Raw genomic sequence first — 26,959 nt, forward strand, 5'->3', positions numbered from 1 at the left:
AGTACCTGACCAAAGTAAATAACGATAACAACAATTGATTAAACATCAAAAAGCGGTCATTGGCCAGCTGAATAACGACAATTAAGAATAATAACAAATAACGAAAATTTAAAAATAGAAACAATAATAAAAACAATAAAATAAAGCGATAAAATAAAAATAAATAATACTTATAATAATAACAATAAAATCAGTGCCCTTAATACACTCCACCGGTGAAGTTTCGACTTCACCGATTTTTTTATCCTATATGCTCAATGCGCGCTTGGCGACACCCCAAAATAACGCTTATACTCTCGGCTAAACTGACTCGGGCTTTCGTAGCCGACCTGATGTGCTGCTTGGGAGATGGGCAGGTTTTCTTGATAAATCAATCGCTTAGCTTCTAGCAGCCGCAGTGATTTTTGGTACTGTAGCGGTGTCAGCGTGGTGATCTGCTTGAAATGATGATGAAAACCCGACACCGACATACCGCACAGCGCCGCCAGCGTCTCAACAGGCACTGTCTGATCAAAATGCGTGCGCAGATACTCGATGGCTTTGGCGATCTTTTGTGTGTGTGAACCTGTGCTGACCATTTGGCGCAGTTTGGCACCCTGTTCACCGCTTAACAGTCGATAATAGATCTCTTGCTGGATGAGCGGTGCTAAAAACGCGATGTCATTTGGAGTTTCGTGCAAGAGTAATAACCGCTCAAATGCCGAAGTCAAATCCGCATCCAGCTGCCATTGCCCAAAAAATGGCAAGTGCTGCGATGGTGGTGCAAAATCGTGCTGCGACAAGATCCGACCGACCGTCACAGGATCAATCTTCATCGACATCACCACAAATGGCTCATCTGCTGTCGCGTGCTCAATCCGCCCAAAAATCGGCACATTGACAGGGCAAAACATAAATTTATCATCATCAAATACATAGCACGCATCGCCCAACCAAATCTTGCGCTCGCCTTGGATCACGATACAGATACTCGGCTCTTGGATGGTATTTTCGTAGTCAAAGGGGCGGTCACTGTGATGAATGATCAAACCTGCAATCGGCGAATGATAGGTTTGATTGTGCGGAATGGCGCGCAGTAGGCGGTGAAATTCTTGGGTAGAAAACATAATTTTTGGAGAATTAGGCAAGAAATTTGCAGAAATTGTATAGCATCTTGATCACCAATGCAATATAATGGGCGCATTCCTTGATGGATGTCGTCAATTTAAATTAACAAAAATAAAGGTGAAATTATGAAAATTTTTTATCACACTTCAGCAACTGCAACAGGCGGACGAGATGGTCATACCCAAGTAGATGACGGCTCAATCGGCTTTGATTTGGTTGGTTTTCAAAATACCAGCGGTAAAGTCGGCACTAATCCAGAACAGCTTTTTGCGATGGGTTATGCGGCGTGTTTTGACAGTGCGATGAACCATGTGGCACCGACTTTGGGTATTAAGCCAACCAAATCCAGCACCACCGTTGGCGTGGGGATTGGTCAAAAAGCGGACGGTGCGTTCGGTTTAGACCTTGACATTACCATCACGGTGGAAGGCTTAAGCGTTGATGATGCCAAAAAATTGATTGAAAAAGCCCATGCCGTCTGCCCATATTCTAACGCTACTCGTGGCAATGTTGATGTGCGTTTGCATGTGAATGTGGTGCAAACATTTGATTTGTAATCCATATTTGATAATCAAAATGCCGTTTGATGGATATCAAACGGCATTTTTATCCTACTTAGGTTTATTTGCCAAAATCTCCCCCAAATTCCCTTCTAGCCAATCCACCAAATCAGCGATTTTTTCACTTGCCTGCCGACCATGTTCCGTCAGCGTATATTCCACATGGGGCGGAACGGTGTTGAATGATTTGCGAATGAGCATACCGTCTTGTTCCAAATTTTGTAGCGTTTGAGCCAACATTCGCTCGCTAATGCCTTCAATTTCACGGCGAAGTTCGCTAAATCGTTTCGTTCCTGTAAACAAAACACGCATGACCAACACGCCCCAGCGGTTAGTCAGATGAGTTAAGATGGCACGAGATGGGCATTTTGCAGATAACACCCAGCCTTTTTGCGGAAATTCTTCGGTTTTTTGCATTTTTAAACCTTTTAATATCAATGAGTTAAAAAATTATTTTCATACTTACTTTTTTGTAAGTACTTCTTTATTTAAATTTACCTGCTTATAATACGCTACATCAAGCAAATATTCAATTTTTTATTAATAGGAGTAATCTTATGAAGAAATTCGCAGTGATTGGTGCGACAGGTTATGTTGGTAGTGCAGTTGTGGCAGAGCTTGCCAGTCGTGGTCATCAAGTGGTCGCTTTTGCTCGCAATGCGGACAAAGTGGCACAAGCGGATAATGTGCAAGCGGTACAAGTTGATGTGTTGTCGCCTGATTTTGCCAAGCAATTACAAGGCTTTGATGCGGTGGTAAGTGCCTTTAAAGTCAGCTATCCTTCAGCAAATTTCCGCCAAGATTATCTGACTGGTGCAAATGCGATTCTAGAAGCTGCCAAAACAGCAACTGTGCCATATTTGTTGGCAGTCGGTGGTGCAGGTAGCCTATTTGTTGCCCCAGATGTACAATTGGTTGATACACCCGCTTTCCCACAAGAAATTCATGAGTTAGCAGATACAGTGCGTGTCTTTGCCAATGATTTACTTGACCGCCGTGATGTCAATTGGGCATTTATTTCGCCACCTGCTTTGCTTGGCGTAACAGGCGGTTACAGTGAAGAGCGTACAGGCAGTTATCGTTTGGGCGAAGATGATGTGCTGATGAATGGCGATGTGCCTGCTGGCATTAGCGTGGCGGATTTGGCGATTGCGATTGCCGATGATGTGGAAAATAAAGCACATTTGTTTAAACGATTTACCGTAGCAAGTAAATAATTTTGATGATGAAAATGCCATCTGTTTGGATTGGATGGCATTGCTTAAAAACAACCTATTGGAGTATTTATGAAAACTTTATTGACCTGTGCTGTGTTAGCAAGCAGTCTTGCCCTAACCGCCTGTGCCACATCACAAGCCAAGCCACATCAAGCCCATGCGGTACAAACTGCCCAAAGCACGCTTGAACGCAACAAAGCCAATGTGTTGGATTTCTACGAATTGGCATTTAATCAACACAAAGTACAAGAAGCGGTAGATAAATACATTGGCAAAGAATACTTACAGCACAACCCAACGGTTGCCGATGGCGGTCAGGCATTTATTGACGCATTCGCCCCATTTTTAAAAGGACACCCACAATCTCGTGCCAGTATCAAACGTGTGATTGCCGAAGGGGATTTGGTCATGGTTCATGTACATAGTCAGTTGAATGCACAGGATAAAGGCGAAGCCGTTGTGGATATTTTCCGTTTGGACAAAGATGGCAAAATCGTAGAACATTGGGATGTTATTCAAGCCGTGCCTGAAAAAACCGTCAGTGGTCGCAGTATGTTTTAAAGAAAAAACGCCGTTTGAATGAATTTCAAACGGCGTTTTTATTACACTCAACTATCGATTTTGGCTCAACCAAATCACTGCGCCAAATCGGCAAACAACGCCGTCGATAGATAGCGCTCGCCTGACGATGGGATAATGACCACGATCAGCTTGCCTGCGTTCTCATCACGAGCCGCCAGCTCCAGTGCCGCTTTCACTGCCGCACCTGATGAGATACCGACCAATAAGCCTTCTTTGGCTGCCAAATCACGCGCCACGCTGAACGCATCATCGTTCGCCACGGTGATGATCTCATCATAGATGCCAGTGTTCAGCACCGCTGGCACAAAGCCTGCGCCGATGCCTTGGATTGGGTGCGGACCTTTTTCACCACCTGACAGCACAGGTGATGCAGCAGGCTCGACCGCCACCACTTGTACGCTTGGTTTTTTGGCTTTAAGCACTTCGCCCACGCCTGTCACCGTGCCACCTGTACCCACACCTGAGACGAAAATATCCACCGCGCCATCAGTATCTGCCCAAATCTCTTCGGCGGTAGTCTCGCGATGCACTTGCGGATTGGCAAGGTTGTCAAATTGGCGTGGCATAAAGTAGCCATCTTGTGCTGCCAGTTCATTTGCCTTGGCGATCGCACCGCCCATGCCCTCAGCTGCTGGTGTCAGCACAAGCTCAGCACCATAAGCACGCAGTAGTGCACGACGCTCAAGGCTCATACTCTCAGGCATGGTGATGACAAGCTTATAACCACGAGCTGCACAGATCAGTGCAAGCCCGATGCCTGTATTACCACTGGTCGCTTCGACGATGGTGGTGTCTTTATTGATCAAGCCATTTTTCTCGGCATCATCAATCATCGCAAGCGCGATACGGTCTTTGACTGAGCTTGCTGGGTTAAAATATTCAAGTTTGGCGACCACGCGTGCCTTTAGCCCTGCGGTCAGATTATTCAGCTCAACCAATGGCGTGTTGCCGACCAATTCGGTGATGTTTTTGGCAATTTTCATACAAATTCTCCTTGGCAATGATGCTTAATTGATGCTGTTAGCATAGCAAATTTTTGGGGAATTTGTCCAAAAATTCTTAGTCCAAAATCTGATAAACTTATGCGCTTTTGCGCTTAAAAAACAAAAAAAACCAAGCTTGATGAACAAACTTGGTTTTTGGATTGATTTTAACAATAGGAAATCAGCCCTTTAGCCCTAGCACATCCTGCATATCATACAGACCTGCTGGCTGCTCGGCTACCCACAATGCCGCTCGCACCGCGCCTGTGGCGAAAGTCGCGCGGCTTTGTGCCTTGTGGGTAATCTCAATGATCTCACCATCCATGATGAACTCCACCGTATGCTCGCCGATGATCTCACCGCCACGCAGTGCGTGCATACCGATCTCGCCCTTCTCACGCTTGGATGCGCCTTGACGACCATGCACCAAAACATTCGGCAGATGCTGACCGCGTGCATCAGCGACAGATTTTGCCATCATCAATGCCGTACCTGATGGCGCATCGATTTTGTGCTTGTGGTGATGCTCGATAATCTCAACATCTGCATCCAGTCCCAAGACACGCGCGGTGGTGGCAAGTAGGTTTAAGGATAAATTCACACCCGTTGAGTAGTTGCCCGCATAGACGATAGCGATGTGTTCGCTGGCATCTTTTAGCTTAGCTTCTTGTTCTTTTGATAAGCCTGTGACGCCCATCACCAGCGGTACTTTATGCGCCACACACGCTGCTAATACTTCATCTAACGCTTCAGGCAAGCTAAAATCAATCAACGCACCAACGCCATCGAGATTCAGCGTCGTCAATGGCACGCCTGTCTTGCCCACACCGATGAACTCACCAGAATCCGCACCAATCAAGCTTGAGATGCTGCGGACGAACGCGCCTTTGAGTGCTGATTTTGGATTGTCCAAGGTCGCCTGAATGAGCATTCGCCCCATCCGACCTGATGCGCCCATGATGCCGATGTTAAGTTGTGTCATAATAGCGTCCTTTTTGTAGAGTTGATGGGTTGATTATACTGCAAAATCACAAGGATTTTTATAAAAAAATTCAAATTTTATCATGCGCCAACGAACGCAAAATCGCACAGTCCGAACGCGCATCGCCATGACACGCATCGTGCCATTGTTGTAGCGTGTCTTTCATCTGTTGCAATTGGCAAATCTTTTGGCTAAGCTCATCGATGTGCTGAGAAGTCAGTGCCTTGACCATGCTACTACTGCGATTCGGATCGTCTTGTAATGCCAATAACGCACGGATCTGCACCAATGAAAAATCCACCTGCCGTGCGCGTGCGATGAACTTAAGCCGCTCAATCTGGCTGTGCCCATAGATGCGATAACCTGCACCGCTGCGCGCTGTGGCAGGCAGCAGTCCTACTTTTTCATAATCGCGGATTTGCTTGGCGGACAGACCTGTGATGGCAGCGGCTTGACTGATATTCATATTGATGCTTGACTTTGACATAGGGTTAAGGTTTATACTAGCATCATCTACTGATAATCACAACCCAAACATCACAAAAGGAGCTTTTCATGACTCGCTTATCCGCCATACTGATGACAAGTGCCGCCCTGCTGCTGACCGCGTGCAATCAGAGCAATGAGCAAAGCACCAAACCTGCCGACAGCCAAGCCGCCACAACCGAACAAAGCAGCACCATGCCGATGGATCACGCACATCACAGCGCCGATGCCGCCATGCCGCCGCACGCAGCTGCCTATATGCAATCGATGAACACCATGCATGACGCGATGGTCGTAGCCGCCAAGTCCGCCAATGCCGATGTTGCCTTTGCCAAAGGCATGATCCCACATCACCAAGGCGCGATCGAAATGGCGAAAATCCAGCTAGAATATGGCAAAGACGATGCCATGCGTAAGCTTGCCCAAGACATCATCGATGCTCAAGGCATGGAGATTGAATTTATGCAAAATTGGCTAAGCACCGCCAAAGACGCCGATCGCACCGATGAGACGAGCGACCACGCCAAAGCCTATCTGTCTGACATGGCACTACATGAGCGCATGATGGCAGGGGTGCACCATGCCGACGCCGATGCTGCTTTTGTGCTGGGGATGATTCCACATCACCAAAGTGCGATCGAAATGGCGAAAATCGAACTACAATACGGCACGGATGACCAAATGCGCAATCTGGCACAAGGCATCATCGACGCCCAAGATCCCGAGATCACACTCATGCAAAACTGGCTAAAATCCAAAAATATCAGCGAGTAAATCCTGCACTCTTTGATGATTGATGGATATAAATAAAAAAATCCAATCGGTATGATGCGATCGCCGATTGGATTTTTGTTCGACTTGATAAAAGAAAACAGCTTGACGAAAACCAAGTAAAACAGTACTATCCTTGCTTTATTGCTTATTTTGCCAAGTTTACACAGTTTATTGATACGGTCGTATAAAAACAAAATAAGACTAGCGGCAAGCCTGCGATAGTGCAGGTAGTACAGCAAGGCGCGCGGACGCAGTATTATTTTTAAATTTTATAGACCATAAAATCGCCCAAGGATGCTCATGAACCTACAGCCCATCATCGCCACACCGACCACCATCATCACAGGCTTTTTGGGTGCAGGCAAAACCACGCTATTAAACACGCTCATCACTCACAAACTGAGCGATGATAAATGGGTACTATTGATCAATGAATTTGGCAAAATCGGCATCGATGGCAGCTTGATTACCCAAGATGATGACATCACCATCAAAGAAGTCAGTGGCGGCTGTATCTGCTGTACAGGGCAGCTGCCACTACAGATTGCCTTGGTCAGATTGCTTGGTGATCATAAGCCTAGCCGCCTAATCATCGAGCCGACAGGACTTGCCCATCCTGATGAGCTGCTCGGTCAGCTTGGCGCGGCGCATTGGCAAGCAAGCCTGAAACTACAAGCGGTGCTGTGCGTCGTCGCAGGAACGCAGTGGCAACAGGACAAATACCGCACGCACGATGGCTACATCGCCCATGTGCGCCACGCCGATGTCGTGCTATGCAATCGCACCGATGGCATCGATGTGGCAGCGCTGAGCGCATGGATTCGCGCCATCAATCCGCATGCCAAGATCATCTTGGATGGTGCAGATGATGACTTGCAAGCCTTACTGGATCTACCACATCACAGCACGCTCCCTGCTCGCACGGTCGCACTGGGCGCACCAAATCAGCCCGCCAACAACACCCCAGCGGACGCGCCCATCAGCCTGCCCTATCGCTATCATGAGCGCATCGGTGAGCATCATGTCGGCGGTTGGCGACTGCCTGCCGAGTGGCAATTTGACAGCTACGATCTACAAAAATGGCTACTGTCACGCCCTAACTATCTGCGTATCAAAGGCATCATCCACACCACCGAAGGCTGGCTGATGCTCAATATCGCCCCTGACGGCATCAGCATTAGCGACACTGACGAGAGAGCCGATAGCCGTCTTGAGATGATTTTTGCTGATCAGATCAGTGATGACACTTGGCAAGTATGGGATGGGGAGTTGATGGGGATGAAATCTTAGAAAAATAACCAAACCACCACCATCACGATGATGATCAGTAGGATCAATCCACCACAGCCGCCTGATGATTTCTTACGAGTTCTGCGGCGGCGACTGCTACTGGTATAGGACATTCCTGTCCCTGGTATGCCTACGGTGGTACGACAACCTTTTTTGCCAAAATTCATCGATGCGCCTTTACCACCTAAGGATACGCTGCTTAAGCCTTTTTTGCTGACATTCAGCTTTACCCCCGGTATGATTTTAAAACTCTTTTTAAAACGAAATCCCATACACCACTCCAATCACTCATTAAAGCTGTTACCACTTAAACAAAACCAACAATCTTCCTAGCAAGATACAGCACGACAAATAAGCTGATCGCCATCGATAGGAAAAAGGCTGTCAAATGCAAATCATCTTCACTTTGCGGCTTGTACCGCTGCTTAAATCGCTTATCCGCCTTGCCGCTTTTGGTTTTGCGAGTGGCAGATGGCAATGACACAAAGAACAAAGCCACAAAGCCAATTGCAAAAAGATACAGCATGCCTGCACCGATAAAGTCGTTCTCAAAACCAAAAATTCTTTGGGCAACATAGTCATACCCATACGCATAAACAGTCAAACACACCGACACAATCACTGCGCGGACAAAGGCAGTACTCGCCCACGGCAATAGGTCACAAATGCGCAAAATCAAGAACATCATAATAATCAAAGAAAGTACAAATAAAGCGATTACCATATCCAATCCTAATTTTGACCCGTGAATACAAAACAACCCAAGCCACAAAAACTCATGACTTGGGCTGACTACTGCATTTGGATTACTTCAGCAGCTTTTTAAGCAGGCTTGCAATGCCTTTTTGTTCAGTGCTGCGAGCTGCACGGGCTTTGGCCATGCGCTCGGCGACTGCCTTACCTTCTTTGGTACGCAGATCGACTTTGCCGTCTGCACGGCGTTTCACGCTTGAAGTTGCAGGCTTTTTGGCAGTTGTCTTGGTGGTGGTTTTTGCAGCAGGTTTTGCCGCTGCTTTTTCTGCCGCTTTAGCAGCTTTTGCTTTTGCTAGGCGAGCTTTTTTGGCACGCTCAACCAACTCTTTGTACTCTTTGGTACGCTTATCCACTTTACCACTGGCGGTTCTTTTTAGAGTGCTCATCACATATTCTCCCTTAATTACTCTTCATCTTCGATGACTAGGTCATCCATTTCATCGACAAAGTCATCAAAAATTTCGCTTGCACGATCTTCTGAGACACCCAAAATATCTGCAAATGTAAAATAATTTGCCAGCTCATTGACGCTGATCACGCCATCAGCTGCTAGGACATTTAGGCAAATCAGCAATACCGCTTCTTGGTCAGCAACCGCTTCAGCAGCTACGGCAAGATACTCATCAAACGCATCATCAACCATCGCTGAGATCTTATCAACTTCACTTGCCACAGCAGCGTCAAGATCAGCAAAACCCAGTTCATCAGACAGACCGATAACGCAGCCTTGAGCGATTTCGTCATAAACACCTTCGCCCGCTACAACAGATGCACCCAAAAACGGTGCAATAACTTTAGTACTTAGTGCCATAATTTTTTCCTTATCAATTAATAAAAATTAGCCTGCCATCATATTGGTCACAGCATAACCAACCACCGCCAAGATGATGATAATTAGCCAGAACCACATCGGAATACCGCCCTTTTTCTCTTCGGCGTATTCGTAGCGAATCTCATAGCCTGCCGGTGCAGATTTAGATACCGTGCCCACACTGCCTGTGATACCGTACTTGGCCATCTCAGCTTGCAAGCGTTCAAGGCTGCCTGATGTCCACACTTTGTTAAACGCGACTTTTTGACCATTGCCCAAAGTCAGCCACTCGCCATCTTTGGTAAAACACGCATTGCCATTGACGAACCAATCAGAAGTCTGCTCTGCAAACTCACTCTCGGTATAAAACAAATGATCAATACCCGCATCAGGGCAAATCGGTGATTTTGGGAATTTGGTGCGTAGTTCTGCTGCCGTAACTGATGGATGCATCGCAACGAAAGCTGCCATCATGCCAAGTGCAGTACGGTTTTGGCTTTTGCCAATTACTTGGGCTTTGGTGATTTTTTTACTCACAACTTTTCCTTTAATAGATAAAAATTTTATTAAAATACAATGGTTTGTGTGCTATTGTCAAAATCAATAACATAACCTGCTACAGCTGATTTATCCACCGAGCCAACTTCACCTGTGATGCCATGCTCCGCCAATGCAGTTTGTAGTTTTTCTAGACTTTTTGCTGTCCACACTTTGTTGAAAGCCACTTTTTGGCCATCACCAAGTTCAAGCCATTCGCCATCTTTATCAAAGCAGGCATTGCCATTGATAAACCATTCGTTGCCGCTTGCGATCAGCTCATCGATTTCATCTTCACTAAAGAACAGTTTTTCGACACCCGCATCAGGACAGATTTCTTTCATTGGGAATTGTTCATTTAGCTCTTCTGCGGTCAATGATGGATTTAGTGCAACATACGCCGCCATCATGCCAAGTGCCGTGCGGTTTTGGAATTTGCCAGTGACTTGCACTTCCACAGACTCAAAGCAAATCTCAAAGCCTGCTGTCGCCGACTTATCCACCGTGCCGACCTCACCTGTGATGCCATAGTCCACCAATGCAGTTTGTAGTTTTTCTAGACTTTTTGCTGTCCACACTTTGTTGAACGCAAGCTTACGACCATTGCCCAAAGTTAGCCATTCGCCATCTTTGGTAAAGCAAGCATTATCATTGATGAACCATTCGTTGCCATTGGCTTGCTCTTGCTCGATTTCGCTTTTGCTATAAAATAGTTGACCAATGCCTGCGTCAGGGCAGACATCTTTGGTGGTGAACATCTCTTTAAGCGTTGATGTATTGACTGATGGATGCATAGCGACAAAAGCAGTCATCATGCCAAGCGCCGTACGGTTTTGATGCTTGCCCGTGACTTGTGCTTTGATAATTTTCTTACTCATGATTGATTTCCTATTGTGATGTTTGCTAAAAATTTATCTGCCAATTTATGCCAAAGCATCAATCAGCTTTGAGCCAAATTGGCGAGTATTCCAGCCATCGTCATACTCAAAGCCAATCGAATCAGCGATTTCACGCAGTGCCGCTTTGGTATTATCATACAGCTGAAAGCTCTCAATACTGCCGCTATCAAGTACCTGCACACCATATTCACCAATCTGAGCGATGCCATTTTCGCCATATTCTTTGATAAGTTTTGTACCAAATTGACGAGTCGTCCACGCATCATCGTATTCAAAGCCCACTTCATCAGCGATGGCTCGAAGGCTTGCTTTGACATTGTCAAACTTACGCAGCACTTTGATGCTGCCGCTGACATCTTGAGCAATCAGATATTCTTGATATACGGCTGATTTTTTGGTCATAGCACCTATCCTCGTCTTGGGCAAAATTTTTAACCAAAGATTGTTTTACTTGTTATGTCAATAACAAGTAAAAATAGTATACTATTTTTAAAAATTGAAAATTTTTGGGCGATTTTTATAATATATTGATTTTATTAATTAAATTTAAAAATTGTTCAAAATTTGCTCAAATTCCGTCCACAAAAAAAAGCGAACGCATTTTTTTTATGCATTCGCTTATGATGAATGTGGCTTGGTAAGGTTAGTCGTCCGCCTCTGGTTTTGGTGCAAGTCGGGTCACGAGCAGCTGGTCAATCTTATAATGATCAATGTCCACCACCTCAAATTTATAGCCCTCATGCTCCACCCAGTCCGCTAGGCGTGGAATCTTACGCAAGCGATACATGATAAAGCCTGCCAAGGTTTCATAATGATCCCAATCTGGAAATTCATCAATATCCAGTGCGTGCTTGACATCATCGATCGGCGTGATGCCATCGATGAACCAAGAATTTTCATCACGGCGGATGATCTGCTGATCTTCAGGCTCAGCCGACGCCCAGTCGCCCATCACCGTCATCATGATGTCCGACAGCGTGATCAGGCCAACGACGAGCGCGTATTCATTGATCACCACCGCCATTTTCTCGTTGCTTGCGCGGAATTTGTCCAGCAGTTCTGACAGAGTAAGCGTATCAGGAATGATCAGCACATTGCGGATGGTCGATTCATTAAGCTGAAAAAACGATTGCTGATTGAGCAGACGCACCAAAATATCCTTGGTATCGACATAGCCAATCACCTGATCGATATGCTCATTACACACCAAAAATTTCGAATACGGATAATCAGCGATCTTCTGGCGGATGCTGTCCTCGCTCTCGCCAAGGGTGAAAAACACCACATCATCACGCGCCGTCATCGATGATGGCACGGTACGCTCTTCAAGCTCAAACACATTTTCGATAAAATGCTGTTCTTGCTCCATCAGCACACCTGCCTCAGCACCAGCATCGACGATGGCAGAGATGTCATCAAAGGTGATGTTATCATCGCGATCGGTATTGACCTTAAAGATGCGAAAAGTCAGATTAGCAATGGCATTGATCACCCACGCCAACGGCTTGACTGCCTTGATGGTCAGATTGATCGGATTAATCACCGCCAGTGCCACACGCTCAGGATTGATCATCGCGATACGCTTGGGGATCAGATCAGCATAGAGAATGAATAGCAAAGTGATGATGATGAATGATGCAAAAAACGCAATGCTCTCAAGCCATTCGCCCTGATACACCATGCCAATCCAGTCGATGAAATAAGGACGCAACGCACCCTCACCCACCGAACCGCCCAAGATGGCGACGGCGTTTAGACCAATCTGCGAAGTCGCAAAAAAATCGGCAGAATTTTCTTGGAGCTTCAGCACCTTTTCGGCACGCTCATCGCCCGATTCTGCCAGTAGCTTAAGCTTGATTTTACGCGCGCCTGCCAGTGCAATCTCTGAAATCGAGAAAAAGCTGGAAGTTAGGATTAAGGCTGCGATGATCAGCAAATTTTGAAATAAGCTCACGGGAATACCAGTGGGTTGGGTTAGTTTTGATAAATTGGTTTATAAATTTAGGATAGTGTAATTAAATTGCACGATCAAATCAACCGCTTGCCAAAAAACAACCGTCATAACACCACAAAACAGATACAAATAACAGCCGCCCAAATGATACGATGAGCAGCTATTTTGTGATTTTGATAAATTTTACAAAGATTTTGGGGAAATGTGCCACATCATTTCGGTTGGCAATCAATCACTTGCCCTTTGACCCCTGCTGCGGCATCGGTCATCAGATACACATACACCGCCATGATTTCTTCAGGGGTTTTTAGCGTATAAGGATCTTCACCTGGAAACGCGTGTGCACGCATATTGGTGCGTGTCGCCCCAGGATTGATGCAGTTGAAGCGTAGGGCGGTCATATTCTGAGTTTCTTGGGTAAAGATGGTAGTCATGCCCTCTACAGACTGCTTGGAGAGTGCATACGCTCCCCAAAACGGACGCAAATCATGCCCCACTGTACTACTAGTAAATACCACCGAACCACTTGCCGCCGCGCGCAGTAGCGGAAATAGGCTCTGGGTGAGCATAAATACCGCCGTTGAGTTCACACGCATTACCTGCTCAAAGGTAATCGGATCATACATCTCAAGCGGTGTCAAAGCGCCCAAAATCGCCGCATTGTGCAGTACACCATCTAAATGGCCAAATTCTTTTTCGATCAGATTGGCAAGCTCTTGCATCTGGGCAAAGCTGGCCTTTTCTAAATCCAGTGGCAAAATCGCAGGCTCAGCAAGCCCCAAGTTTTCGATCTCATCATACACCGCTTCAAGCTTGGATTGGGCCTTGCCAAGCAGTAGCACGGTCGCACCGCATTTGGCATAGGTCAATGCCGCTACCTTGCCAATGCCATCGCCCGCACCGGTGACTAGGATGATTTTGCCTGCTAGGCTATCGGCTTGGTAATCAAAAGCACGCATTTGCTCGTGCGTGATGGTTTGCTTTGTCATAATTTTCCAATATACTTATAAACTTAAATACTTTGATAAACTTAAATCTGCCCAAGCACCCACTCACGCAGCTCATCAGGGGTCTCGATGATGGCATCGGCACCCCAAGTATCTAGGCTTGCCAAATCGTCTTTGGATAAATAACCAAACTTGGCAATCACCGTCGTCATGCCTGCCGCCTTGCCTGCTGCGATGTCGCGATGATGATCACCAATATAGATACACGCCGCTGGATCGACCTTGATAGTGTCGCAAGCTAGGTACATCGGCTCAGGATCAGGTTTGGTATTTTTGACATCATCAGGGCAGACCAACACCGCACAGCGTGTATCTAGGGTAAGTTTGGCAAGTAATTCTTCTGCCAAATAGCGCGGCTTATTGGTCACGATACCCCACGGCACGCCTTGATTTTCAAGACTGATCAGAAGCTGATCAAGCCCTGCAAACACTTGGCTATCAACACAAATATCCGCCTGATACCGATCCAAAAACACTTGGCGATAGTTCAATAATTCAGGATCATCATCCGCCACATCAGCAAATTTCTCACCGAAAATCAGCTTCACCATCGCACGCGCACCTGCCGATACCTGCTCACGAATGGCAGCATCCGATGGAGCTTCTCGCCCATCTTCACGGCATAAGTCCTTGATAATACGAATAAAATCAGGGGCGGTATCAATCAGCGTACCATCTAGGTCAAATAAGACCGCTTGCAGTTTTTTCATCAGTTACTCGCTTGGCTTAACAAATGCCATCATGTAGTTCACATCGACATTGCGATTGGACAGCCAGTAGTGCTTGGTGATGGGGTTGTAGTGTAAGCCTGTCATGTCAAATCGGCGAAAACCTGCTCGCAGTGCCATCTGGTCAAGCTCTGCTGGCGTGATGAATTTATGATAATCGTGCGTGCCTTTATCGACCAGATTGAGTACATACTCGGCACCGACGATGGCGAACAGATAGGATTTTGGGTTGCGATTGATGGTACTCATCACGCACACACCACCAGGCTTGGTCAAATCAAAACACGCCTGCACGATCGCCGATGGATCAGGCACGTGCTCAAGCATTTCCATGCAGGTCACCACATCATATTGTTCAGCCTCATCGCTTGCCAAGACTTCAGCCGGCACACAGCGAAACTGCACCTGCTCGCTCATGCCTGTTTTATCGGCATGGATGGCAGCGGCTTTTAGGTTCTCATCACCCAGATCAATGCCTAGCACGCTTGCGCCACGCACCGCCATCGAATGCGCCAAAATACCACCGCCACAGCCGATGTCCAGCACCGTTTTGCCTGATAATGACGAACCCAAATGCTCAGCCGTGCGATCTTCGATCCAGTTTAGGCGCAACGGATTGATGTCGTGCAAAGACTTGAACGCCCCTGTACGATTCCACCATTCATCAGCCAGCTTGGTGAATTTGCCAATCTCATCAAAATCAGCATTGTGCGCGTGTGTCATGTCGTATCCTGTTTTTTGGTCAAATTATCGCTATCTTACCATTTTTGGCGGATTTTGACCACATACTTAGGCGCACTTTTGGGCGATCGTCCACTTTTTGATCGCCTGATGCGTCTTATAAAATCTCACACAAGCCTAATATTTTTTGCTACAATTTCAAGGATTGGGCAATTTTTTTGCGCAGCTTTTAGTAAAAGCCACAAAAATTTACACAATCTGCAACGAAGCATTAAGAAAACAGTTGCCACAGTCATCCAAAAATACGCTAAACTATACGGTAATTGCGCAAGGCTGTACGGCACGGTCGTCAGCTGCTTGATCGTCTGGTAAAATCAAACCAAAAGTTTCCCAAAAATAAGGAACATAACTCATGAAATTTGCACTAAAAACAACATTACTTGCGACCGCTGTTGGTCTTGCGACACTTAGCCACGCCAACTTTGTTGAAGGCAAGGATTATCAAGTGTTGTCAAATCCAGAAAATATCGCTGGCGATGTCATCGTCGTGCGTGAGTTTTTTTGGTATGGCTGCCCACACTGCTACAACCTAGAACCACATATGCAAAAATGGGCGAAAACGCGCGCCAAAGATGTGGCATTTTTCCAAACCCCAGCAGCGATGAACTCGCAATGGGAAGTGGCAGCGCGCGGTTTTTATGCTGCTCAGCAATTGGGCGCGCAAGAAAAGACCCATCAGGCTTTGTTTGACACTGTGCATAAAGAAGGCAAGCGCCAAGTGATCGGCACACAAGACAATCTTGCCAACTGGTATGCATCTCAAGGTGTAGATAAGGCGAAATTTAACAGCCTATACAACTCATTCGCCGTCACCACGAAAATCGAGCGCGCCAAAGCAGGTGCGATGCGCTATCAGCTGACTGGCGTGCCAGCGGTCGTCGTCCAAGGTAAATATGTGGTCTCGGGTGAAGATGCCAAAGTACCGCAAGTGGTTGATTTTCTAGTCAATAAAGTGCGTGAAGAGAAGAAGTAATTTAGTCGCAATTTGACCGCCCAAAAGTGTGATACTTTTGGGCGTTTTTTATGCATATTCATCACAGTTATGCCAAAAAATCATGCAAAATATGTCCAAAATCACACTTGTCGGTAAATTTTACTGTACTATCATTACAATATTGTGTATCTTATGGGGAGTTGTCATGACATTTTTACCACTTAAGTGGTTTTTGATGTGACGCTATAACCACTCATTTGCTTGGATAATATGGAGAATGTGATGAGCAAAACTGTGTTAAAAACTGCCCTAGCCCTAGCTTTATCTGCGACCGTTTTGACTGCGTGTAGCAGCGACAAAGGCTCAAATGCCGCTGGTGGTGAGACTGCCGCTGCAGTTGCAGATGATAAGCTACAGACCAAATTTTTGACCCTTGCCACAGGCGGTGCGTCAGGTCCTTATAACATCATCGGCACTTCATTGACCGAAATCTACGCGCAGACCTTTGGCGTGAACTCAAAAACCCAAACCACAGGCGCATCGGTCGAGAACCTAAATCTGCTACAGCAAAAGAAAGTCGAAGCAGCATTCGTGATGAGTGACGCGCTGAGTGAAGCGGTGAGCGGTACAGGCAATTTTAGCGCGCCGATTGACAATGTCGCACAGATCGCATCCTTGTATCCAAACTATGTCCAAATCGCTGCCGCCACCAAATCAGGCGTCAAGAGCATCGAAGATCTGCGCGGTAAACGCGTCGCGGTCGGCGCTCAAGGCTCGGGCGTAGAAGTCGCTGCACGCGCGCTACTAGAAGGCTTTGGCATCACTTATGATGACATCAAAGTGGATTACCTAGGCTATGCTGAAGCATCAGACAGCCTAAAAGCAGGCAAGCTAGACGCAGCTTTCTTGACCAGTGGCTTGCCAAATTCATCACTGATGGAGCTAAAACAAGGCTTTGATTTGACCATGGTCAGCATCCCAACGGATAAATTGACCGAGATCGCCAAAGACAAGCCATTCTTTATCCCGATGGAAATTCCAAAAGACACCTATGGCAATACTGAAGCAGTACCGACGGCTGCCATCATGAATGCCTTGGTTGTCCAAAAAGATTTAAGCGATGATGATGTCTATAAAATCACCAAAGTCTTCTTTGAAAACCTAGACAAGCTAAAAACCGCACACCAAGCAGCCGCTGATATCAACGCCCAAAGCGCGCAAGAAAACTTGGTAGCGCCGCTACATCCAGGGGCGAAACGCTACTATGATGAGATCGCTGGCAAATAATTAGCCTGTGATGATACATCACTCAAAGCGCCCTACCCCAGTTCGTCTGCGGTATGGCGCTGTCTTGTTTTTTGTGTTATTTGTTTTGGTTGTTGTCTTTGTTGTATTTTTGATCAAGACCAAGCACATCACCATCACGGCTGATGGTCTTGATGGCACGCCAATACATTGCTATCTGACCGATCCACAGCTGACGCTCAAGTGGCGGCATTCGGTCGAAAAGCAATATTGGCAAGAATACTACGAACAGCACGGCGATCGATTACACCTAACGCGCACCTATATGCAAGCTTTTGGCGCAGGCACACCCATATCAGGCGATGCCATTGACGCGCCTGCAGGCTATGTCGGACTGAGCGTCGATCAATGGTATGATGAGCTCAACTGGGTGGTGTCGCACAATATGCGTGGTGAAATTGAGCTGCCGACGCATACTATCGCCATTTATCAGTATCTCGCCGATTATACCCCTGTGCGCATTCGCATTGAATCGCACGCACCGTTTGGGTGGTGGCAGATGGATAAATGCCAAGGAGAATTTCAATGATTAAAACTGATGCCAAGCACGCGACAGCGGTCGAAAATACCGTCGATGCTCAGGCCATTTTAGAAAAGTTTGACCGTGAATCTGTCACGCGCAGCCCAAAAAATCGCATGGTCACTTATCTGATCGCAGCGATCGCCATTTTTTATTCCTTATTCCATGTCTATATCACCTTTGAGCCGCTGCCTGAACTGGTGCAGCGTTCGGTGCATGTCTCGGTGGGTCTTGCGCTGATTTTCCTATTGTACCCTGCATCTGCCAAGAGCTCACGAAGCTCGGTTGCTTGGTATGATTGGATTTGGGTGGCGGCATCGCTACTGGGAGCAGGATATCTGATTTGGCAATACCAAGAGATCGTCACTGTACGCGGCGGTATTCCCAATCAGATGGACATCATCGTCTCGATGATCACTGTTTTGACCGTACTTGAAGGAGCGCGGCGGATCACAGGCTGGATTTTGACGATTTTTGCTTTGGTGTTTTTGGCGTATCCGTTCATCAGTCATATGGATTTTATGCCTGATCGCTTGCTGACACGTCCTTATGATCTTGGCGATATTTTTGGACAATTATTCCTAAAAACTGAAGGTCTGTATTCCACCGCCATCGGTGCGTCTGTGACCTTTATTTTCTTATTCATCTTGTTTGGTGCGTTTTTGGGTCGCTCGGGCATGGGTCAGTTGTTCAATGATTTGGCACTGGCACTGGCAGGCGATAAGCAAGGCGGCCCTGCTAAGGTAGCGGTGATTTCAAGTGGTTTTATGGGCAGTATCAACGGCTCAGCGGTCGCCAATGTCGTCGGTACGGGTGCATTCACCATTCCTTTGATGAAAAAAATCGGCTACAACAAAGAATTTGCTGGTGCGGTCGAAGCCAGTGCGTCTGTCGGCGGTCAGATTTTGCCACCAATCATGGGTGCATCCGCGTTCATCATGGCAGAGACCACAGGCGTGTCCTATGGTACGATTGCCTTGGCGGCGGTGCTGCCTGCGTTGCTATATTACTTAGGCGTGATCATGCAAGTGCATTTTCGCGCAGGCAAAAACAACCTAAAAGGCATCCCAAAAGCTGATTTGCCACGCGTCAAAGAAGTGCTCAAAGCACGCGGACATATGCTACTGCCGATCGCGGCGTTGATTTATTTTCTTGGCGATGGCATTCCTGTGGGTTATTCGGCAGCTTATACCATCGGCATCACAGTGATCTTAAGCTGGCTGCGTCCTGAGACGCGCATGGGCTTTAGCGACATCCTAGATGCGCTACAAGACGGCGCGAAACAATCGCTATCAGTGATGGCAGCGTGTGCGGTCGTGGGCGTGGTGATCGGCGTGGTGAACTTGACAAGCTTTGGCACGGTGATGACTTCATCAATCGTCACCTTAGGCGCAGGTTCATTGTTCCTAACGCTTGTTTTGACCATGCTTGCCTCTATGGTACTAGGCATGGGGATTCCATCGATTCCTGCCTATATCATCACCGCGACGATGGCAGCGCCTGCTTTGGCATCCTTTGACATTCCAATCATTGTCGCGCATATGTTTGTGTTTTATTTTGGTATTTTTGCCAATATTACCCCACCCGTGGCACTGGCTGCCTTTGCCGGTGCAGGCATCGCAGGCGGTGATCCGATGAAGACAGGTTGGCAGTCATTGAAGCTTGCCTTGGCAGGATTTATCGTACCGTTTATGTTCGTGTATAACCCCAATATGCTAATGATTGATGTCACCGACATCGCTGTCACCGCCAAGACCTTTGCTTTGCCTGCATGGCATGTGATTGCGATGGTATCGATCACATCGATCATCGGCGTGATCGCACTGTCGGCAGCGGTCGAAGGCTATCTGAAAAACTCAATGGCGGCATGGCAGCGCATCATCATGGCGATCGGTGCGTTCTGTCTGATCGTGCCTGAGAGCATCACCGACATCGTCGGATTGGTGCTGGTGATCGCGATGGCTTTGTTAAATTTCAAAGCCAATAAAAAAGCAGCTGCATAATCTGCCCAAGAAACAAAAAGTCGATGGCATCGTACCATCGACTTTTTTGTGCGCCGCTGTATTTAGCTGCTTACACACTCGCCACGCATTCATCGAGTAGCGCAAACAGCCGCGCCACTTCATCAATCGTATTATAATGCAAAAATCCCACGCGCAAAAAGCCCGTCTCGACCAAATCAAGCTTACGCACCACATCCAGCGCGTAGAAGTTGCCCGATGGCAGCGCGATATTTTTTGCGCCGAACCACGCACTCACCGCCTTAGGATCGATGATTTGCCCATCTTTGATCAGATTAAAAGCAAAAGTCGGCGTGCGATTGGCAGTGTCTTTATGACCATAAAAACGGATATAGTCGCGCTTTTGCACGCCATCTAAGAATGCTTGGATTAGGCTTAATTCATGCGCGCCCACCACTTGATACGCTGCCATAAGGCGTGTGCGCAGCGGCTCTGATGCAGGCACTCCGCCAAGATTCGCCCAATACTCAAGCAGCGCAATCAGCGATGTCTGCGCTTCAAATGACTGCGTGCCTTGCTCCCATGCATTCGGTAACATATTGGTCGCAGGTTCAACTTTATAAAACCGCTCAGCCGCCAGCACCCGTTCATTCATATAGCACACGCCAAGCCGTGCAGCACCGATCTTATACGCCGATGCAAAAAGCACATCACAGTCCAAAGCCTGCACATCCACGCACTCATGCACGATGGCGTGTACCGCATCGACACTCACGATCGCACCCACCGCGTGCGCGGCTTTTGTAATGGGCGCAAGCTTGGTCTTTGTACCAAGCACATTGGACGCCAAAGACACCGCCACAAGGCGCGTGCGCTCATCGATCAAGCTTGGCAATGCGGATAAATCAAGCGCGCTGCCATCAGCAGTCAGTGGGATTTTGCGCACCTGCACGCCGCGATCTTCGGCGGCAAGCTGCCATGATGAGACATGGGAGAAATGATCAATGCTGCTAAGCACGATATTATCCCCCGCCTGCCAAGTCTGCGCAATCGTGCGCGATGCATGAAACATTAGGCTTGTGGCATTGAGCCCAAAAAACACCGACGATGCAGGACAGTTCAGCCACGCGCCCGCAGCTTGGCGCGCCTTGTCGTTCGTCTCTTGGGTCACGCGCCCTGCATGAGCTGCACCGCCCAGATTGCTATTGAAATGATACAGATAATTTGCCATCTGATCGACGACGACTTTTGGCAGCTGACTGCCACCTGGTCCATCTAGCAGAAGTGGCAATTGTCCGTGTTCATCAGGCTTAGATAGACCCAAAAATCCTTGGCGAATGTGTGCGACATCGTACATATACAAATCCTAAAAATACCGATTTTGACCAAATTATGATACAACAGCAGGCTGGTCGTGCGCTGTCAAGACAAACAAATCCCAAAAGCCTTGCCCTGCTTGTGCTGGCGCGACATCACCGGCACTGTGCCACAGCTGCTTGTCATTTAGCACACAATAATCGCCTGCTTTTGGATCAAGGGTGGCAATCGGCACAGCATCCGTTTTGTCTTGCCACACATACAGCTCACCGCCTGCGACATTGTGGCGGCGCGTGGTGAAGACGCCGATATAATCAAAGCCATCTTGGTGAATGCCTTCAGGAGTCGCCACGGCATTGGCGTCGCGGTCTTTGGCAATGATGCGCATTTGATGGATGGCGATTTTACTGACATCAGGCAGGTTCGCCGTCGTCGCAAAGGCATCTAACATAGCGATAAACTCACCATCCGCGATGGTCGCATCGGTCAGATCATCATAATCACGCGTGACATTGCCCTGAAACTTATTCAAGCTGTCATCTTGGACAAAGGCTTCGTGTGGCTGTTTACTCACCATCTTGGCAAGCTTATCATAATGAAACACCGAATAGCGGCGCAAACGATAGCTGCCGTCCTTGTACGCGCTGGGCGTCAGACTGTCGAACGATGTCACCATCGGCGACTGCTCAGACAGCGCTAAATGGTCGATATGATAAGTAAAAGGCTGAGTGCAGGTCAAAGTCGTCATGATAACTTTCCTTGTCAAAAGGGATTGGTTTGGCAATTCATTCTAAAAATTTTTGTCCAATATAACAAAAAGTAATCAAATAAGCAAGCACACGCCGCACACTTACCGTGTAAGAAAATGCTTACAAGGATTGCCGCCATTTGCCACTATTTTTCATACGGCGAATTTGCGATACTATGCACACAGCAAGGAGATGGCAAAAGGATGCGCCAACAAGGATGACCGCTGTAACTAATGGATGAACCCGCACGGATGGGTGCAAGCCCAAGCAGGAAAAGCAATCAAGCCACATGAACCCAAATTTCATGTGGCTTGATTGCTTTTATAACTTATTGATAATTATAAAGATTTGTGATTGGGCTACGGGTCTGATCGGCAGCCGATACAATTTTTAGTCAAGCCAGAGCATCGTCATGAAAACAACTTTATTGCACAAATTTGCCATCGCTGCAGCAAGTGTGCTATTTATCATCCCCAGTGCATGGGCATACCGCTGCGAAAGACCAAAAATAACAGACCACGATTACGACATTGTAGATTGTCTATTTGAAGACTTGGCAAGAGTTAAGCAAGGCGATCGATGGGGTTTTATCGATAAAGCAAGTGCGATCGTCATTCCCTTGCAAGATTATACCCATGTTTCTATTTTTAGCGAAGACTTGGCAAGCGTTCAAAAGGACGGCAAATATGGCTTTATTGACAAAACTGGCAAAAAAGTCATTGATTTTCAATATGATGATGCTTGGGATTTTAATAACGGCTTAGCAGCAGTTAAAAAAGATGACAAATGGGGATTTATTGATCAAACAGGCGAAGTTATCATTCCCTTACAATTTGATTCAGTGGCGGAGAATTTCAAGGAAGATGAAAATTTAGCAACAGTTAAACAAAATGGCAAATATGGCTTTATTGATAAAACAGGCAAAGTAATTATTCCGCTGGAATATGACGATGCTTTGGGATTTTGGGAAGGCTTGGCAGCAGTTAAACAAGATGGCAAATGGGGATTTATTGATGATATAGGCAAAATGATCATTCCCATGAAGTATGACGGTGCTTGGAGCTTTAACGAAGGCTTGGTGGGCGTCAAACAAAATGACAAATGGGGATTTATTGATAAGTCAAACAAGGTGGTTGTTGGTTTTCAATTTGATGAAGCAACTGGCTTTAATGAAGGCTTAGCAAGTATCAGAATGGGCGACCGATGGGGATTTATTGACAAGACAGGTGCAACAGTCATTCCGCTTGAATATGATTATGCTTGGTATTTTGAAGATGGCTTAGCACAAGTTTTAAAAGATGGAGAAGTTTTTTATATCGACAAGCAAGGTCAGCGAGTCAAGTAATCTTTTGCCCAAGGTACAAAACCGCTTATCCTAAAAATAAGCGGTTTTTTATGGTATCTACAGCATCACCCCAAATCCTGCAGCACCTGCGCCATTTGATCAGGATGATAGCCTTTGATGCCTCGATAATTTTCAAGAATCACCGCCAAATCAGCATCATAATCACCCGTCGGATAAAACACGGGCAAAAATCGCACCGTCTTGGTCGGATAATCCAGTGCAACAGGCACAATCGGCACACCTGCTCTCATTGCCAAATAATAAAATCCCGTGCGAAAAGCAACGCTATATTTACGCGTCCCTTCAGGCGCAAGTGCCAACAGCAGCGGCGCACCTGTGGCAAAGCGATCGATATTGGCCTGCAGCACCGAGCCTTTGGCATCGCGATCAATCGGAATCACACCCACCCATGCCAAAATCTGCGCCATGATTGGCACAGCGAACAGCTGCTTTTTGCCCATGATTTTGATATCCAAACCCAGTGCCAGCATCGTCAAAAGTGCAGGCACGCCATCAACATTGGATGTATGCGGCGCGCCGATGATCACTGCTTGGGGGATGTTAGGAATCTTACCAAGTAGCCGCCAGCCAAGCAAACGCAAGGTCTTGCGTGCAAGTGCGGTAGCAAGCGGACGATGACGGCGTGGCAGCCGATCGCCAAGCGCGTCATAATCCAGTTCGGATAATTGCTGCAAATCAGTCATATCACACCGCGATCTCAGCCAAATCGCCTTTGGTCTCAAGCCAGTGTTTGCGATCGGCGGCGCGTTTTTTGGCAAGTAGCATATCCATCACGCCATTAGTCATGCTCAAATCATCCAAATCCAGTCGCACAAGCTTACGCGTATCAGGATTCATCGTCGTCTCTTTGAGCTGACTTGGATTCATCTCACCCAAGCCTTTAAAGCGAGTGATTTGTGGTTTTTTATTGCCAAGGCGTGCAAGTATTTGATTTAATTCATCATTATCCAGTGCATAATACACTTCTTTGCCCGCATCGATACGATACAGCGGCGGTACCGCGACATACAGATGTCCAGCTTCGATCACCGCAGGGAAATGCTTGACAAATAAAGCACAAATCAGCGTGGCAATGTGCAAGCCGTCGCTATCAGCATCGGCAAGGATACAGATCTTATCATAACGCAGCTCGGACAAATCATCGCTCGCAGGATCGACACCGATGGCGATGGCGATGTCGTGAATCTCTTGGCTAGACAGCACGGTATCAGATGACACTTCCCATGCGTTCAGAATCTTACCACGCAGCGGCAAAATCGCCTGAAACGCATTATCGCGCGCTTGCTTGGCACTGCCGCCTGCCGATTGACCTTCGACCAAGAATAACTCCGAGCCTTCTTTAAGACCACCGCGGCAATCCCACAGTTTACCCGGTAGCGCAGGACCTTGAGCGACTTTTTTGCGCGCGACTTTCTGCGCGGTAGCAAGGCGGCGCGATGCCTTAGAAATAGCAAGCTCGGCGATGGCTTTAGCACTGTCTGGGTGCTGATTCAGCCACAGGCTAAACGCATCTTTGGCAAGCGTCTGCACCAGTGGCGCAGCTTCACGGCTCGACAGTCGCTCTTTGGTCTGACCGCTGAACTGTGGCTCGACGAATTTGAGCGACAAGATATAATTGACCCCATCCCACACATCTTCGCCAGACAGCTTGACCGAGCGCGGCAGCAGATTATGAATCTCACAAAACTCGCGCAAGGCTTCAAGCACCCCTGTGCGCAAGCCATTGACATGCGTGCCACCTTGGGCGGTTGGGATCAGATTGACATAGCTTTCTTGGATGGGTGTGCCGCTATCAGCCAGCCACGAGATGGCAAAACCTGCACCGCCGCGCTCTCCTTTGGCAGGCTCTTGATTGAAATAAAACGGCTCATCAGGCAAGCACAGTGCATCACCAAGTTGCTCACTCAGATAGCCGACCACGCCATCGCTAAATTGCCAACTTTCAGACTCACCGCCAATCTCATCGATAAAATCAATCTGCAAGCCAGCCAATAGTACCGCTTTGGCTTTTAGGGTGTGTTTTAGGGCTTTGATGGCAAATTTCGGCGAATCAAAATAGCTGCCATCGACCCAAAACTGCACGCGCGTGCCACGCTTGCGCTTATTACTCGCAGGCGCAATCTGTAGCGGCGAAGTCGGCTCACCATCCGCAAAAGTCATGGTATGCTCAAGTCCGTCACGCCACACCGTCACCAGCACCTTATTGGACAAGGCATTGACCACGCTGATACCCACGCCGTGCAGACCGCCTGAGACTTGGTAGTTTTCGGTGCTAAATTTGCCACCTGCGTGCAAGCGAGTCAAAATCAGCTCAATACCCGACTGGTTGAACTCAGGGTGAATGTCCGTCGGCATACCGCGACCATCGTCTTCAACCGACAGCGAGCCATCGGCGTGCAAGGTCACAATGATGTGCTTGGCAAAGCCCGCCAACGCTTCATCGACCGAGTTGTCGATAACTTCTTGGGCAAGATGGTTGGGACATGTGGTGTCTGTGTACATCCCAGGGCGGCGGCGGACAGGCTCAAGCCCCTTTAGGACTTCTAGATTTTGGGAAGTGTAGGTCATAATCGGACAAATCAATACCAATAAAATTACAGCTATTTTACACCAATAGCTGTAATTTGGGAAATCTAAGCAAGTAAAGGATCAGTGCGAACTGTCGTGCAGCTCAACCGCCCACGCCACCACCGTCTGAACATGATCTTCAAAATCACTGATCCGATGATCACCACCTTCTAGGGCAAGTACTTGCGCACCTTGTTCTTGATAAAATGCACGGCTGGCATGGGCATCCAGTAGTTCATCGCCCAGTTGCAAAAACACTCGAATCCGCTCACCAAAAACAGCCTGCAGGCGATGATGCTCAAGCCATGCCAAATCTCCATAGACAATCTGCCAGCCACCTGTGGTGGTGTAGATAACTGTATCATCTTGCAGGTCTTGATTGCTATTCTCAAAATTATCCTGTAAAAAGCGGCGAAAGCTTAAATCAGGGCGGATGCTAGGGTTTAGTAATACCGCAGGTACGCCTGTTTTATCGCTCATTAAGGTAGCAAAATACCCACCCAAGCTTGAGCCCATCAGTACTATATCTTTATCTTTGCCATCACCAATAAGTTCACTTAACAGCGCCACAACTTCATCAGGTGTACGGTTTAAATCAGGGCGAATGACTTCAATATCAGGATGATGGGCAGCACAATAGCGGCTGACAATCTGAGCCTTGATGGCGTTACTATCACTGTCGAGTCCGTGTAGGTAGATGAGGCGCATAGGTTTGATTCTCACATGGCTTACTATAAACTTATGATATGATTTTTTGGACAGATATCTTATGAATCATGATAGCAAATATTTTAATAAAAATCAGTATATAATTTTAAATTTCTTAAT

31 protein-coding genes are annotated in these 26,959 nt (G+C 47.3%); 10 read left to right on the top strand and 21 right to left on the bottom strand.

Annotation, left to right across the window (positions count from 1 at the left end):
* Positions 1-254 precede the first annotated feature (254 nt).
* A complete protein-coding gene (locus tag NGM44_RS05090) occupies positions 255-1,106 on the bottom strand; it encodes an AraC family transcriptional regulator (protein ID WP_253224509.1) in 852 nt (283 codons plus the stop codon).
* Between the two features lie 126 nt (positions 1,107-1,232).
* Between NGM44_RS05090 and NGM44_RS05095 the strand changes: the two genes are divergently transcribed.
* Complete coding sequence (locus NGM44_RS05095) at positions 1,233-1,664, top strand: organic hydroperoxide resistance protein (RefSeq protein ID WP_253224510.1); 432 nt, start codon at positions 1,233-1,235, stop codon at positions 1,662-1,664.
* Between the two features lie 54 nt (positions 1,665-1,718).
* On the opposite strand, the gene NGM44_RS05100 is transcribed toward NGM44_RS05095, so the two are convergent.
* Complete coding sequence (locus tag NGM44_RS05100) at positions 1,719-2,084, bottom strand: helix-turn-helix domain-containing protein (protein ID WP_253224511.1); 366 nt, start codon at positions 2,082-2,084, stop codon at positions 1,719-1,721.
* Positions 2,085-2,224: 140 nt separating this feature from the next.
* Here NGM44_RS05100 and NGM44_RS05105 point away from each other — a divergent pair, with 140 nt between their 5' ends.
* Complete coding sequence (locus NGM44_RS05105) at positions 2,225-2,884, top strand: NAD(P)-dependent oxidoreductase (RefSeq protein ID WP_253224512.1); 660 nt, start codon at positions 2,225-2,227, stop codon at positions 2,882-2,884.
* A gap of 69 nt (positions 2,885-2,953) precedes the next feature.
* On the top strand, positions 2,954-3,445 hold the full coding sequence (locus tag NGM44_RS05110; RefSeq protein ID WP_253224513.1) for a nuclear transport factor 2 family protein: 492 nt from the start codon (positions 2,954-2,956) through the stop codon (positions 3,443-3,445).
* A 74-nt stretch (positions 3,446-3,519) separates the two neighbouring features.
* Here the strand turns inward: NGM44_RS05110 and cysK are convergent, their stop codons facing one another.
* The 3 genes from cysK to cueR form a co-directional block, all read right to left on the bottom strand.
* On the bottom strand, positions 3,520-4,449 hold the full coding sequence (gene cysK, locus NGM44_RS05115) for a cysteine synthase A (RefSeq protein WP_253224514.1): 930 nt from the start codon (positions 4,447-4,449) through the stop codon (positions 3,520-3,522).
* Positions 4,450-4,630: 181 nt separating this feature from the next.
* A complete protein-coding gene (gene dapB / locus NGM44_RS05120; protein WP_253224515.1) occupies positions 4,631-5,431 on the bottom strand; it encodes a 4-hydroxy-tetrahydrodipicolinate reductase in 801 nt (266 codons plus the stop codon).
* A 70-nt stretch (positions 5,432-5,501) separates the two neighbouring features.
* Positions 5,502-5,897: a Cu(I)-responsive transcriptional regulator gene (gene cueR / locus NGM44_RS05125; RefSeq protein WP_253224516.1), complete on the bottom strand. Its 396-nt coding sequence runs from the start codon at positions 5,895-5,897 to the stop codon at positions 5,502-5,504.
* Between the two features lie 89 nt (positions 5,898-5,986).
* Between cueR and NGM44_RS05130 the strand changes: the two genes are divergently transcribed.
* Together NGM44_RS05130 and NGM44_RS05135 are read left to right on the top strand one after the other, a co-directional pair.
* Positions 5,987-6,691: a DUF305 domain-containing protein gene (locus tag NGM44_RS05130; protein ID WP_253224517.1), complete on the top strand. Its 705-nt coding sequence runs from the start codon at positions 5,987-5,989 to the stop codon at positions 6,689-6,691.
* Positions 6,692-6,991: 300 nt separating this feature from the next.
* Positions 6,992-7,981, top strand: coding sequence for a GTP-binding protein (locus tag NGM44_RS05135; RefSeq protein ID WP_253224518.1), 990 nt, complete (start codon positions 6,992-6,994; stop codon positions 7,979-7,981).
* On the opposite strand, the gene NGM44_RS05140 is transcribed toward NGM44_RS05135, so the two are convergent.
* From NGM44_RS05140 to ubiG, 11 genes are all read right to left on the bottom strand, one after another.
* Positions 7,978-8,253 carry a DUF4236 domain-containing protein gene (locus NGM44_RS05140; protein WP_253224519.1) on the bottom strand — a complete coding sequence of 92 codons (276 nt, stop codon included), beginning with the start codon at positions 8,251-8,253 and terminating at the stop codon, positions 7,978-7,980. The genes NGM44_RS05135 and NGM44_RS05140 overlap by 4 nt on opposite strands.
* A 35-nt stretch (positions 8,254-8,288) precedes the next feature.
* Positions 8,289-8,705, bottom strand: a complete 417-nt coding sequence (locus tag NGM44_RS05145) for a hypothetical protein (RefSeq protein ID WP_253224520.1) — start codon at positions 8,703-8,705, stop codon at positions 8,289-8,291.
* 82 nt (positions 8,706-8,787) lie between these two features.
* Positions 8,788-9,120, bottom strand: a complete 333-nt coding sequence (locus tag NGM44_RS05150) for a hypothetical protein (protein ID WP_078318280.1) — start codon at positions 9,118-9,120, stop codon at positions 8,788-8,790.
* Between the two features lie 17 nt (positions 9,121-9,137).
* Positions 9,138-9,545: a hypothetical protein gene (locus NGM44_RS05155; RefSeq protein WP_253224521.1), complete on the bottom strand. Its 408-nt coding sequence runs from the start codon at positions 9,543-9,545 to the stop codon at positions 9,138-9,140.
* A 27-nt stretch (positions 9,546-9,572) separates the two neighbouring features.
* Positions 9,573-10,082 (bottom strand): hypothetical protein, encoded by a 510-nt coding sequence (locus NGM44_RS05160; protein ID WP_078318282.1) that lies wholly within the window; start codon positions 10,080-10,082, stop codon positions 9,573-9,575.
* A 29-nt stretch (positions 10,083-10,111) separates the two neighbouring features.
* Positions 10,112-10,960 (bottom strand): hypothetical protein, encoded by an 849-nt coding sequence (locus NGM44_RS05165; protein WP_253224522.1) that lies wholly within the window; start codon positions 10,958-10,960, stop codon positions 10,112-10,114.
* A 45-nt stretch (positions 10,961-11,005) separates the two neighbouring features.
* Positions 11,006-11,383, bottom strand: a complete 378-nt coding sequence (locus NGM44_RS05170; protein ID WP_211271522.1) for a hypothetical protein — start codon at positions 11,381-11,383, stop codon at positions 11,006-11,008.
* Between the two features lie 241 nt (positions 11,384-11,624).
* Complete coding sequence (locus NGM44_RS05175; protein WP_253224523.1) at positions 11,625-12,935, bottom strand: hemolysin family protein; 1,311 nt, start codon at positions 12,933-12,935, stop codon at positions 11,625-11,627.
* Positions 12,936-13,147: 212 nt separating this feature from the next.
* Positions 13,148-13,924 (bottom strand): YciK family oxidoreductase, encoded by a 777-nt coding sequence (locus NGM44_RS05180; protein WP_253224524.1) that lies wholly within the window; start codon positions 13,922-13,924, stop codon positions 13,148-13,150.
* A gap of 41 nt (positions 13,925-13,965) precedes the next feature.
* A complete protein-coding gene (locus tag NGM44_RS05185) occupies positions 13,966-14,652 on the bottom strand; it encodes an HAD family hydrolase (protein WP_371923534.1) in 687 nt (228 codons plus the stop codon).
* A gap of 3 nt (positions 14,653-14,655) precedes the next feature.
* Positions 14,656-15,393 carry a bifunctional 2-polyprenyl-6-hydroxyphenol methylase/3-demethylubiquinol 3-O-methyltransferase UbiG gene (gene ubiG / locus NGM44_RS05190; protein WP_253224525.1) on the bottom strand — a complete coding sequence of 246 codons (738 nt, stop codon included), beginning with the start codon at positions 15,391-15,393 and terminating at the stop codon, positions 14,656-14,658.
* A 370-nt stretch (positions 15,394-15,763) separates the two neighbouring features.
* Here ubiG and NGM44_RS05195 point away from each other — a divergent pair, with 370 nt between their 5' ends.
* The 4 genes from NGM44_RS05195 to NGM44_RS05210 all read left to right on the top strand — a co-directional run bounded on the left by NGM44_RS05195 (position 15,764) and on the right by NGM44_RS05210 (position 20,173).
* Complete coding sequence (locus NGM44_RS05195) at positions 15,764-16,384, top strand: thiol:disulfide interchange protein DsbA/DsbL (RefSeq protein WP_253224526.1); 621 nt, start codon at positions 15,764-15,766, stop codon at positions 16,382-16,384.
* A 243-nt stretch (positions 16,385-16,627) separates the two neighbouring features.
* Positions 16,628-17,632, top strand: coding sequence for a TAXI family TRAP transporter solute-binding subunit (locus NGM44_RS05200; protein ID WP_253224527.1), 1,005 nt, complete (start codon positions 16,628-16,630; stop codon positions 17,630-17,632).
* 73 nt (positions 17,633-17,705) lie between these two features.
* Positions 17,706-18,179, top strand: a complete 474-nt coding sequence (locus tag NGM44_RS05205; RefSeq protein ID WP_253224632.1) for a DUF1850 domain-containing protein — start codon at positions 17,706-17,708, stop codon at positions 18,177-18,179.
* Entirely contained in the window at positions 18,176-20,173 is a 1,998-nt protein-coding gene (locus NGM44_RS05210) for a TRAP transporter permease (RefSeq protein WP_253224528.1), read from the top strand. The genes NGM44_RS05205 and NGM44_RS05210 overlap by 4 nt, the downstream gene beginning before the upstream one ends.
* A gap of 70 nt (positions 20,174-20,243) precedes the next feature.
* Here the strand turns inward: NGM44_RS05210 and NGM44_RS05215 are convergent, their stop codons facing one another.
* Both NGM44_RS05215 and NGM44_RS05220 read right to left on the bottom strand, forming a co-directional pair.
* On the bottom strand, positions 20,244-21,488 hold the full coding sequence (locus NGM44_RS05215; RefSeq protein ID WP_253224529.1) for an aminotransferase class V-fold PLP-dependent enzyme: 1,245 nt from the start codon (positions 21,486-21,488) through the stop codon (positions 20,244-20,246).
* A gap of 33 nt (positions 21,489-21,521) precedes the next feature.
* Positions 21,522-22,196, bottom strand: a complete 675-nt coding sequence (locus NGM44_RS05220) for a 2OG-Fe dioxygenase family protein (protein ID WP_253224530.1) — start codon at positions 22,194-22,196, stop codon at positions 21,522-21,524.
* Positions 22,197-22,654: 458 nt separating this feature from the next.
* On the opposite strand from NGM44_RS05220, the gene NGM44_RS05225 reads away from it, so the two are divergent.
* Entirely contained in the window at positions 22,655-23,542 is an 888-nt protein-coding gene (locus NGM44_RS05225) for a WG repeat-containing protein (protein ID WP_253224531.1), read from the top strand.
* 65 nt (positions 23,543-23,607) lie between these two features.
* Here the strand turns inward: NGM44_RS05225 and NGM44_RS05230 are convergent, their stop codons facing one another.
* From NGM44_RS05230 to NGM44_RS05240, 3 genes are all read right to left on the bottom strand, one after another.
* A complete protein-coding gene (locus NGM44_RS05230) occupies positions 23,608-24,246 on the bottom strand; it encodes a 1-acyl-sn-glycerol-3-phosphate acyltransferase (RefSeq protein ID WP_253224532.1) in 639 nt (212 codons plus the stop codon).
* A 1-nt stretch (position 24,247) separates the two neighbouring features.
* Positions 24,248-26,134: a DNA topoisomerase IV subunit B gene (parE, locus tag NGM44_RS05235; RefSeq protein ID WP_305884160.1), complete on the bottom strand. Its 1,887-nt coding sequence runs from the start codon at positions 26,132-26,134 to the stop codon at positions 24,248-24,250.
* A 78-nt stretch (positions 26,135-26,212) separates the two neighbouring features.
* Positions 26,213-26,839, bottom strand: a complete 627-nt coding sequence (locus tag NGM44_RS05240; RefSeq protein WP_253224534.1) for a YqiA/YcfP family alpha/beta fold hydrolase — start codon at positions 26,837-26,839, stop codon at positions 26,213-26,215.
* Between the last annotated feature and the right edge of the window lie 120 nt (positions 26,840-26,959).

It is taken from the genome of Moraxella sp. FZFQ2102, from assembly GCF_024137865.1.
Classification (GTDB): Bacteria; Pseudomonadota; Gammaproteobacteria; order Pseudomonadales; family Moraxellaceae; genus Moraxella.